This is a genomic window from Neisseria sp. 83E34 (genome assembly GCF_001308015.1).
Lineage (GTDB): Bacteria > Pseudomonadota > Gammaproteobacteria > Burkholderiales > Neisseriaceae > Neisseria.
This window is the reverse complement of the sequence record NZ_LGYH01000001.1, coordinates 326634-337202: the sequence shown is the minus strand read 5'-3', so window position 1 is coordinate 337202 and position 10569 is coordinate 326634. Positions and strand designations below refer to the sequence as shown.

At 53.0% G+C, this 10569-nt stretch carries 14 protein-coding genes; all 14 read right to left on the bottom strand.

Features of this window, described 5'->3' with window-relative positions:
- Positions 1-16 precede the first annotated feature (16 nt).
- Positions 17-745, bottom strand: a complete 729-nt coding sequence (locus tag AKG09_RS01595) for an SDR family oxidoreductase (protein WP_369814073.1) — start codon at positions 743-745, stop codon at positions 17-19.
- An 11-nt stretch (positions 746-756) separates the two neighbouring features.
- The gene (gene hpnE / locus AKG09_RS01590; RefSeq protein WP_054617743.1) at positions 757-2058 is read right to left on the bottom strand and encodes a hydroxysqualene dehydroxylase HpnE; all 1302 of its coding nucleotides are present in this window, start codon (positions 2056-2058) and stop codon (positions 757-759) included.
- Positions 2055-2903: a presqualene diphosphate synthase HpnD gene (hpnD, locus tag AKG09_RS01585; RefSeq protein WP_054617742.1), complete on the bottom strand. Its 849-nt coding sequence runs from the start codon at positions 2901-2903 to the stop codon at positions 2055-2057. Before hpnD ends, hpnE begins: the two co-directional genes overlap by 4 nt.
- Positions 2904-2954: 51 nt before the next feature.
- Complete coding sequence (locus AKG09_RS01580; protein ID WP_054617741.1) at positions 2955-3413, bottom strand: copper chaperone PCu(A)C; 459 nt, start codon at positions 3411-3413, stop codon at positions 2955-2957.
- A gap of 18 nt (positions 3414-3431) precedes the next feature.
- Positions 3432-3842 carry a diacylglycerol kinase gene (locus AKG09_RS01575; RefSeq protein WP_054617740.1) on the bottom strand — a complete coding sequence of 137 codons (411 nt, stop codon included), beginning with the start codon at positions 3840-3842 and terminating at the stop codon, positions 3432-3434.
- Positions 3843-3908: 66 nt separating this feature from the next.
- Entirely contained in the window at positions 3909-4865 is a 957-nt protein-coding gene (gene gshB, locus AKG09_RS01570; protein WP_054617739.1) for a glutathione synthase, read from the bottom strand.
- A gap of 13 nt (positions 4866-4878) precedes the next feature.
- Positions 4879-5250 carry a SirB2 family protein gene (locus AKG09_RS01565; protein ID WP_054617884.1) on the bottom strand — a complete coding sequence of 124 codons (372 nt, stop codon included), beginning with the start codon at positions 5248-5250 and terminating at the stop codon, positions 4879-4881.
- 72 nt (positions 5251-5322) lie between these two features.
- Positions 5323-5892: a class I SAM-dependent methyltransferase gene (locus AKG09_RS01560; RefSeq protein WP_054617738.1), complete on the bottom strand. Its 570-nt coding sequence runs from the start codon at positions 5890-5892 to the stop codon at positions 5323-5325.
- Between the two features lie 9 nt (positions 5893-5901).
- The gene (gene era / locus AKG09_RS01555) at positions 5902-6825 is read right to left on the bottom strand and encodes a GTPase Era (RefSeq protein ID WP_054617737.1); all 924 of its coding nucleotides are present in this window, start codon (positions 6823-6825) and stop codon (positions 5902-5904) included.
- 67 nt (positions 6826-6892) lie between these two features.
- Positions 6893-7612 carry a ribonuclease III gene (rnc, locus tag AKG09_RS01550; RefSeq protein WP_054617736.1) on the bottom strand — a complete coding sequence of 240 codons (720 nt, stop codon included), beginning with the start codon at positions 7610-7612 and terminating at the stop codon, positions 6893-6895.
- A gap of 125 nt (positions 7613-7737) precedes the next feature.
- Positions 7738-7986, bottom strand: a complete 249-nt coding sequence (locus AKG09_RS01545) for a DUF1289 domain-containing protein (RefSeq protein ID WP_054617735.1) — start codon at positions 7984-7986, stop codon at positions 7738-7740.
- Between the two features lie 69 nt (positions 7987-8055).
- Positions 8056-8496 (bottom strand): DNA polymerase III subunit chi, encoded by a 441-nt coding sequence (locus tag AKG09_RS01540; protein ID WP_054617734.1) that lies wholly within the window; start codon positions 8494-8496, stop codon positions 8056-8058.
- Positions 8497-8513: 17 nt separating this feature from the next.
- Positions 8514-9041, bottom strand: a complete 528-nt coding sequence (locus AKG09_RS01535) for a hypothetical protein (protein WP_054617733.1) — start codon at positions 9039-9041, stop codon at positions 8514-8516.
- A gap of 86 nt (positions 9042-9127) precedes the next feature.
- Positions 9128-10555, bottom strand: coding sequence for a leucyl aminopeptidase (locus AKG09_RS01530; RefSeq protein WP_054617732.1), 1428 nt, complete (start codon positions 10553-10555; stop codon positions 9128-9130).
- Between the last annotated feature and the right edge of the window lie 14 nt (positions 10556-10569).

The following is a 10569-nucleotide window of genomic DNA, read 5'->3' as shown; positions in this document are numbered from 1 at the left end:
TTTTTTAATGCAGGCATTACAGATATACGATTTCTCCCGTCCGCCCTCTGCTTTCCCCGCTTGCCCAATACACGAAATCGGGCATGATGTCGCCGATTTCTTTGCGTTCTACGGCCGCTTCGCCCGGATGGGTTTTGATGCGCTGCGGGGAATTGACTGCGCCCGGCACCAACACGTTGGCGCGCAAGTTCTCAAAACGCTCCCACTCGTCGGCAGCCACTTTGCATAAATAGTTGAGCGCGGCTTTGGATGCGCCGAAGCCGCCCCAATAGGCTTGCGGTTTCTCGCCATGGCTTTCGCCCACGAAAATCACGGAAGCATCGGGCGATTCTTTCAGCAGCGGCAAAAACGCACGGGTCAGCCCCATAGGCGCTACGGTATTGATGCGGTATTGGTTTACCCATTCCGCTACGGTTTGGAAGTCCAGCGGAGAGAGTGCATAAAAATAGCTGGCGCAGTGCACGATGCCGTCGAGCTTGTTGCCTGTAGCATCGGCAATGGTTTTGGCCAAATTATCAAATTCTTTCTCTTCCGCTACCATCAAATCGAAGCAAACGGCATAAGGTTCGTTATGTCCGGCGGCTACGATTTCGTCATACACTTTTTCCATTTTTTTCTGATGACGCGCCACCAGAATCACGGTTGCACCTTCGGCTGCAAATGCTTTGGCTACTTGCGCGCCGATGCCTTGTGATGCGCCGGTAATCAGAATATTTCTATTTTGAAGCTTATCGCCCATAACCATTTCCTTTTGTTTTAAAGATTAAACCGGTTTGCCACCAACGCGGCTGCCTGCTGGCCGCTTTGCACGGCGGCTTCGAGCGTGGCGGGATAATGCGGGTGCAGGTAATCGCCTGCGGGATAAATATTTTTGTGGTGCAGCCATGCGCAATCAGGGCGCACCCGGTTAACGGTAGAAGCCACAGTGGCGCGTTTTTCAGTAATCACGCGTGATTCCAGCGGTTGGCCGATATTCGGGCAAATGCGTGCCACATCTGCATGTACGCGCGTTGCCAGCGCTTCGTTGCTCAAACCCAGCGTTTCCGACACGCTGATCACAGCCGCTATTTCATGCTTGCCCAAGCCCAAGCGGCCGCGGTCGAGCAGCCATTGGGCGGTACCAACTGCCAAGCCGGTCATCGCGGCGGGCAGATTGATTTCTTCCCGATAGCGCAGATAAACCGTGGTAATCGCATGGTAACGGTAAGTATCCAATGCCTGTCTGAAAGCCTCGGGCGTATCTTCGGGTAACAGCGCGGCTATATGGTAAGGCGCCACAGCCGGAATCACTGCATCAAAAGTCTGCCCGTTCACGCCGACTTTATCATAAGGCAGGCATTCCAAAGCAGCAGCACGTTCGCCCAAGCGCACTTGGGCATGGTATTTTTTCAGACAGGCAACGGTAGGTTCGGGCAGCAATTCGCCCAAGCTGCATTTGGGCAGCCAGAAATCGCCTGCGCTTTTTTCCGCCCACACGCCGTCGCGCAACACATGGCAAAGCGTGTTCAGGCTGGCTTGTTCCGGCGGCGTATTCAATGCGCCCAACACCAGAGGCGTCCAAAATTCGGCCAGTTGCCTGCGCGATGCACGCTGCGCCCTCAACCACGGCGCAACCGCTTCGTCCGGCTCGCTTGGCTGCCGCTTCTGCAACACCGACATTTGCCAAAGCAAACCGAGTTTATCGGCCAGCCCGATATCTTTCGCACCCAATACCGCGGTTAGGATATGCAGCGGCGCGGGCAGAATGCCTGTCTGAAACTTCATGCCGTCTGCCATATGCCATTGCAGCGGCTGACGCAAGAACACGCTATCCGGCTTCACGTCGATGTGTTCCAGTAAGGTGCGCACGCCGTGATACGCACCGATCAGAATATGCTGGCCGTTGTCTAAAAAAGCGAAGCCGCCCTTGTCGGCATTGAGCGTACGTGCCCGGCCGCCTGCAGCCTTGCCGGCTTCAAACACGGTTATGTCTGCCTTGCGGCAAAGGCCGACTGCGGCAGCCAATCCGCTCCAGCCTGCTCCGATCACAGCGATTTTCGGTTTGCGGTTTATCTTCATGGTTTGAATCCGAACAGCCAGGTTTTCAAGGCAATGCGTTTTTTGCGCGGGCCGGGAATGGCAATTTTGTATTTCAACACGTTTTGCGCGCCGTCGTGCTCGATTTCGTTGAGTAACGCATAATAAATCGCCGCCATCACCAAGCCGGCTTTTTGGTTTTTTCTGTCTTCGGGCGGCAGCGCTGCCACTGCTTCGCGGTAAGCCTGCCGGGCGCGTTCAATCTGAAATGCCATCAAAGCCTTGAACTCCGGCGTATCTTGGCTCTGCATAATGGCATGCGCCGGCACATTGAAGCGCTGCAACTCGTCTACCGGCAGATAAATGCGGCGGCGGCGGGCATCTTCGCCCACATCGCGGATAATATTGGTCAATTGAAGCGCCAAGCCAGTTTTATCGGCGTATTCCAGTGTTTTCGGGTTGCTAAAGCCCAAAATGCGGGCAATCAACCGCCCCACTACGCCGGCCACACGATGGCAATAAAGCTTGAGCGATTCAAAATCGGCATAGCGCGATTGTTCCAAATCCATCTGCATGCCGTTGATGATTTCTTCCAGCTCTTCATGCGGCAAGCCGAATTCGCGCACAATGCCCTGCAAAGCCTGGTTCACCGGATGCTCGGGAAGCCTGTCTGAAAACACGGCAGCCAAGTCGCCGCGCCACCAATTGAGCGTGGTTTGCGCCACGCCCGGGTCAGAGCAGTCGTCTACTGCGTCGTCCACTTCGCGGCAAAAAGCATATAAAACGGTCATAGCATCGCGCTGGTTTTGCGGCAGGAAGCGGAATCCGGCCAAAAAGCTGGAGCCGCTTTCGGCGGCTTTGTGCTGGCAATATTCAATCGGCTGCATGGGTGCTCGAAATAATCAGGTCAATGGAATACCAATCGCTATACAGCTAGATTAATGATTATGGTGATGACCATGCTCGGGCATATGCACGGCTTTTCTCACTTCCACTTCCACCGTTTGCGGCTTGGCATGTTTGAATTTCAGCGTAAGCGGGAATTTGCTGCCGCTTTGCAAAGGCTGCTTCAAACCCATCAGCATCACGTGGTAGCCACCTGGTTTCAAAGCCACGCTTTCATTGGCTTTGAGCGGCAATCCGCCTTTCACTTCACGCATACGCATCACATCGCCTTGAAGCACATGCTCGTGAACTTCCGTATATTTGGCAACAGGCGTAGATGCGCCCACCAACACATCGTCTTTACCGCTCTGGTTTTCTAACACCATAAACGCGCCACCATTACGCATACCTTCCACGGTAGGCCGCGCCCACGGTTGCTCTATTTTGATGGCATCCGCCAAAACCATTTGGCACATACCGGCAGCCAATAAACCGAACAATGTTTTTTTCATTTTTGCACTCCTCATATTTCAAAATAGATTCAAACCATATTCGCGCCACAAAGCCATCAGCCACAATACTGCAAGCAACAATAGAGCAACGCTCTGCGCGGCGGAGCCCACATCTTTCGCACGTTTGGCCAAAGGATGGCGCGCCATTGAAGTGTGGTCGACTGCAGCTTCCAAACCGGTGTTGAACAATTCTACTATCAATGTGATGCATGAAGCCATAAACAGCATCATGCGTGTGGCAGGGCCGAAAGGCAGAAACAGGTTCAAGGCGGTAAGCGCGGTATTCAGATAAACCAATTGCCTAAAGCCCTGCTCGCTCATAGCGGCTGCAAAACCTTCGGCGGAATAGCGCATGGCATTAATAATGCGTTTGATGCCCGTTTTACCTTTGACCTCTTCGGCATAAGATGGTTTTTCTTGCGGTTTCATGGTGTTGCGTTTCCTGATCAATCAATGCCTGTCTGAAAGCCTGCTTTTTCAGACAGACATATCGGTTCAACGCGCCGCTTGCGATTCGACCGCATTGATGAATGCGGCGGCAACGTCCCAGTTTTTCTGCTTCATGATTTCCTGAAAGCCGGTCGGGCTGGTCACGTTTACCTCGGTGAGATAGTCGCCGATAACATCCAAACCGGCCAGCATAATGCCTCTGCGTTTCAATTCGGGCGCAAGCGCTTCGGCGATTTCACGATCGCGCGCACGCAATTCCTGCACTACGCCGCGCCCGCCTGCAGCGAGGTTGCCGCGCGTTTCGCCTTGTTGCGGAATGCGCGCCAGAGCGAAAGGCACTACTTCACCGTTAATCACCAGCACGCGCTTGTCGCCCTGCACGATTTCGGGAATATAGCGTTGCGCCATGATGGTGCGCGTTTCCATCTGCATCAAGGTTTCCAAAATGCTGCCGATATTTAAGTCCTGCTGCGTGAGCCTGAAAATGCCCATGCCGCCCATGCCGTCGAGCGGTTTTACGATAATGTCGCCGTGTTCGGCCAAAAATGCGCGCACATCGTTTGCGCGAGTGGTAACCAATGTGGGCGAGATAAACCGGCTGAAATTCAGAATCGCCAGCTTTTCGTTGAAATCTCGCATAGATTGCCCGCTGTTGAACACTTTTGCACCTTTCGTTTCGGCCAACGTGAGCAATTGCGTGGAATAAAGATATTGCGTATCAAAAGGCGGGTCGGTACGCATAATAACAGCATCGAAACCGGTTAAGGCTGCCGGTTCGGCTGCACCGGCGGCAAACCAGTTGCGGTCGTAATCATCTTTTGCGCCGACAAATTCAAACGGCGCGGCATTGGCATACACTTTACCGTTTTTCACCGAAAGGTCTGAAGCCAATGTATGGAAAAGCTTGTGGCCGCGAGCAGCGGCTTCGCGCATCATGGCGTAAGTGGTGTCTTTATAGGTTTTAAAGCCGCCCATCGGGTCGGCGATAAATAAAATATTCATTTAAATTCCTGATTCAAAACGGTTTGACATACGCCAAATACACAATAGCCGCGATACAGGCCAAGCCGGCAAGGTAGCCGATTGAAGACTTCAGCGAACGCGGTACGGCGCGCATGGTAATGGAGCCGACAATAATATACACCACCAGCAACACCAGCTTCACACCCAGCCAATGAGCATTGCCGAACGGCACCCATTTGGCCACGCTCATCGCCCACAAGCCGGTAATCAGCAATAAAGTATCATTAATATGCGGCACGATTTTCAACACGGTAGGCAACGGCCGGTTGGGCTTCGCAACGCGTAAAAAATAGCGCAGGTTAAATAAAATGATGGTAATCACCACAAAGGTAACATGCGCATGTTTGATAGCAAGAAAAGGCATAATCCGGTTTTTTGGTTTTTTCAGACAGGCATTATTGTAACCCAAGAGCACGCGGCGCTGTTTGAAACCAACTCAATGATGCGCTCTTTTTTCCACCGCCAACAAATAAGGCGGCCGGTTTATCTGGTTGACGAATCCGTATTTCAAAACCGAGCATTCGTTTTGCGGCAAGGCGGCCGCCCATTGTTCCACCGCATCCGCCTCTTCCCTACCCGCCTCATGCCCGGGATAGAGCACGGCCAGCAAAAGCCCGCCCGGTTTCAAAAGCGCCAGCGCGGCCGCCAAAGCCCGAATGCTGGTATGAGCCTGCGTGGTACAGCGTTTATCGCCGCCGGGCAGCCAGCCGAAATTAAACACGGCGGCCGATATGGGCCGGTTTACATAATCTGCCAGCTTTTCATGGCCTGTCTGAACCAATTCCACTTGGCTGCGTTCACCCGCTTCTTCCAAACGCGTGGCGGTGTTGGCCAAGGCCTGCGGCTGCACGTCAAACGCCCACACTTTGCCTGTTTTGCCCACACAGCGCGCCAGGCATAAAGTATCGTGCCCGTTGCCTGCGGTGCCGTCTAAAGCGCAATCGCCGCTTTTCAGACAGGCATTGATCAGCGCGTGGGCAAACTGCAATACCGGCGATAAATGCATGATAAAGCCTTACAAACCCAGCTCGCGCAAAAAGCGTACGTCGTCCGCCCAGCCGGACTTCACTTTCACCCACACTTTCAGAAACACTTTGCAGTCAAACAGCTTTTCCATATCCAAACGCGCTTCGGTGGAAATTTTCTTCAGCTTCTCGCCGCCTTTGCCGATCACAATCGGCTTCTGATTTTCCCGCTCGACCAACACGGCAATATAGATGCGGTACATTCCGTCTTCTTCTTTAAACTGCTCCATCTCCACATTCATGGCATAAGGCAGCTCTTCGCCCAAATAACGGAACAATTTTTCGCGCACGATTTCCGTGGCCAGAAAACGGCTGGATTTATCGGTAACCATGTCTTCCGGGTAAAGCGGCGCACTTTCCGGCAAAAAGGGCTTGAGTGCGTGCAAAAGATTGGCAATACCCAGCCCGTGTTTCGCGCTCACCACTTCCACACCCGCAAATTCAAATTCGGCACGCACTTGGGTGATGAATTCATCCAGCGCGGCTTTGTTTTGCGCTTTGGCTTGGTCGATTTTGTTTACTACCAAAAGCACCGGAATATGCTTGGGCAACAGGCGCACGACTCTGCGGTCGGCTTCGGTAAAGCGCATGGCTTCAATCACAAACACGACTGCGTCCACACCGCCCATGGTCTCGGTTACGTTCAGATTCAAGCGTTCGTTGAGCGCATTGCGGTGCTCGGTTTGGAAACCGGGCGTGTCCACAAAAATAAACTGCGCCGTATCGTCGGTATAAATACCGGTCACTTTATGGCGCGTGGTTTGCGCTTTTTTGCTGGTAATGCTCACTTTCTGGCCGATTAAATGGTTCATCAAAGTGGACTTGCCCACATTCGGGCGGCCCACAATGGCGATAAACCCGCAGCGGTAGCCTTGCTTTTCCGGCGACTCGGCGAGAAATTCTTCAATATTCATCGTCTTATTCATTAATTTGGCTTTCTTGAATGCCTGTCTGAAAACTTTTCAGACAGGCATTGTTTCATTACTTGGATTTGGTTTTCAAAGGATGTTGCTGCTCAAGCCAGCCGAAAGCCTCTTTGGCGGCGGCCTGCTCGGCGGCCCGGCGGCTGGAAGCTTGTGCATAGGAAATAAAGCCCAGCTCCCCCAAATCGCAGGCGACATCGAAAACGGCATCGCTTCCCTCGCCGGTTTGCGCTTCTATGCGGTATTTCGGCAAAGCCAAACGCCGCGCCTGCAAAGCTTCCTGCAACAAAGTTTTCGGGTCTTTACCCTGGTTTTTAAAGTCAATCGTGCGTATTTTTTCGGCAAACAGGCGGCGCACGGTTTGCTCGGCGGTATGGAAATCCGCATCAAAGCTGATGGCGGCAAACATGGCCTCCATCGCGTCTGCCAAAATAGACGGGCGGTTGAAACCGCCGCTCTTCAATTCGCCCGGCCCGAGAAACAGCCCGTCGCCCACTTTCAGCCCAACTGCTATTTCGGCCAGCACATCCTGATTCACCAAATTGGCGCGCAAACGTGAAAGCTCGCCTTCGGAAAGCTTGGCAAACACGTCGTAAAGCATTTTGGCAACGGTGTAGTTGAGAATCGCGTCGCCCACAAATTCAAACCGCTCGTTATTGTTGGCGGAATAGCTGCGGTGGGTGAGCGCACGCGCAAGCAGGGTGCGGTCGCGGAAAGTGTAGCCCAAGCCGCGTTCGATATGGTCGAGCGCAGCGGTTTTAAATCGGTCGAGTTTCATTGTGTATTATTTGGTTATCAGGTAGAAATGCCTGTCTGAAAAGTTTCAGACAGGCATTATTGTAACGGATTAGGAAAGGCCTGTCTGAAAACCCGTTTCTATAAGAGAATTGAGTTTCTCAAGCCCTAAAACCCCAAGTCTTCCTGCTCAGGCGCTTCTTCGTGCGGCTGCATTTTTTCCCACGCCGCGTGTTGCACTTTTTTGCGCCGCATGGCAATCAGGCGCATGACTTGATGTTTTTGCTCATCGGTCATCTGAAGCCAATAAAGCCGCTCTTCGCGGCTGCGGAAACAGCCCTGACAATAGCCCTTGCCGTTCATGCGGCACACGCCGATGCACGGGCTGGGAATCTCGAAAAAGTCGGGCTGGTTCATGATAGTTCAGCAAATGATTTTTTATTAAATCATCATTCTAAAGACAGCCCAATCCCGCAGCAAGCAAAATCAGGCTTTTCCCTGCATATTGTGATGTTCGATGGTGAAACCCTGCTGCCTGTAAGCCCGGAAGCGCTCCCGCGCAGCCGCCAGCTCTTCCAAACTTTCGCCAACGATTTCCAGCACGCGTTCAGGCGCCGCCGGCGCATCGCACCAAAAGTGCTCGGAAATGTTCAACACCACAATTTCAGCATCGATTTCCGGCAATTCGCTGCCATAGGCCAGCGCCAGAGGCACATCCTGCGGATAGGCCGTATCGGCATGCCAGATTTCGTGCGGCAAAAAGCCTTCGGGCGGATTACGCCACAAATCGAGGTCAATCCGCTCGATTTCTTCTTCGGCTTCCGCCCACACCAACACGCGCGCGCCTTTTTCTACTGCCCGCACGCTGAGGCGGCAGATAAAATCGGCAATATCGGCAACATGTGTATAGAAAGTGGCTTGCGGCATAGTTTTGTATAACAGTATTAAGGTTTAATGCCGAATTCTTGATTCAGCTTATTTTTCAACCGCTCAACTTCCCGGGTTAGCAGCGTGATGTCTGCAAATGCCCGCTGCATTTCGGCGGTGCGCGCTTTGGGCTGAATATTGATGAAATCACCCATCCGGATATAAAGCTGATGGTTTTTTTGCAGATTTTGCTGCAAGGCTTTCACTTCGGCATCGTGAATATTCAGCTGGTTGATGCTGCTGTAAATTTCGCCGGCCTGCTTAGCCATTTCGCGGTTTTCTTCATCTGTGAGCCTGCCGTTTTTATGCGCGGCCCGGCGCTTGCGCCATTCCTGCATCCAGCCTTCAATCTGCTTGTCAGCCTGCGCTTCCCAAGCCAAAAGCGCTTGGTATTCTTTGAGTTTCTGCTCGGAGCTTACCGCACCCTGCGCTGCTTTGTCCGCTTTAACAACCACATCCGCCTGCTGTTTGGGTGCGTCGTTTTGTTGCGGTTGGCAGGCGGCTAAGCCCAGCAATGCCAAGCAGAAGATAATGTTTTTGTTCATTAAATAATCCGTTTTCTCGCTGAATCATTTTTTCAGACAGGCATTTGTGTGCAAACATCAATGCCTGTCTGAAAAACATGCTGCTTTTACTGAACGCTGTTTTTCAAAAATTGCAGCAGAAGCGGCACGGGGCGGCCGGTGGCGCCTTTTTCTTTGCCGGATTTCCACGCGGTGCCGGCGATATCCAAATGCGCCCACGGGTAGTTTTCGGTAAAGTTTGACAAGAACATGGCTGCGGTAATCGTGCCGGCGGGGCGGCCGCCGATATTTTGCAAGTCGGCGAAATTCGATTTGAGCTGCTCTTTGTATTCTTCAAACAGAGGCAGCTGCCACGCTTTATCGTTGGTTTCTTTACCCGCTTCCAGCAGCTTGTCAACCAAATCCTGATCGTTGCCCATCACGCCGCTGGCGATATGGCCCAATGCGATGATGCAGGCGCCGGTAAGTGTAGCCACGTCCACCACGGCTTTGGGCTTGAACTGCTCGGCATAGCTCAATGCGTCGCACAAAATCAGGCGGCCTTCGGCATCGGTGTTGAGAATTTCGATGGTGGTGCCGTTCATAGCGGTTACGATGTCGCCGGGTTTGCTGGCGGCGGCATCCGGCATGTTTTCGCAAGTGGGCACCACGGCAATCAGGTTAATCGGCAACTTGGCTTTGACGGCGGCAACAAACGTGCCGATCACGCTGGCCGCGCCGCACATATCGTATTTCATTTCGTCCATGGCTTCTCCGGGCTTGAGAGAGATGCCGCCGGTGTCGAAGGTGATGCCTTTGCCTACCAGCACCACGGGCGCGGCGTTTTTATCGGCAGCGCCAAACCAGCTCAGTTCAATCAGATAAGGCGCCTGCGCGCTGCCTTTGGCCACCGACCAAAATGAACCCATGTTTTTTTCAATATAGGATTGCTCCAGAATTTTAGCCGAAGCGCCGAATTTTTCGGCTTCGATTTTAGCGGTGTCGGCAAGATATTTCGGAGTGCACACATTCGGCGCGGTATTGCCCAAGTCTTTACAGAGATTCATGCCGTACACCAGCGCTTCAGTGGCTCCCACCACTGCCCGAACTTTATCGGCCTGCTCGGGATGGAAAAATGCAACCTGCTGCAGCTTCGCCGGTTTGGCTTCTTTTTTGAAACGGTCGAAACGGTACACCGCCTGCCCTAAAGCAACGGTAAACACTTCGGCCACGCGCGGCGCGTTTTCGCTGCAAAACGGTGCAATGCAGATATCGAGGCTTTCTTGCTTTTGCGCCCAAGCCGCTGCTTCCTCTGCCGCTTTTTCAATGGTTTTGCGCTCCAAATCTTTCAAACGCACCACCGCTACCGCGCGCAATTTGCCGTTTTCAACGGTTTTAGCGGCCGCAAAGCTCTCTTTCTCTTCCAACGAGTCGCATAATAAAGCGGCGGTTTGCTCCACGCCGTTTTGGCAGCAAGGCTGCGCTTCGGTGCAAATATACAGGGCTGCCGCGCTCTGGCTCGGCTGCAATTTTTCGGCTTTTGTGCTAAATTCCACGTTTATCTCCTAAT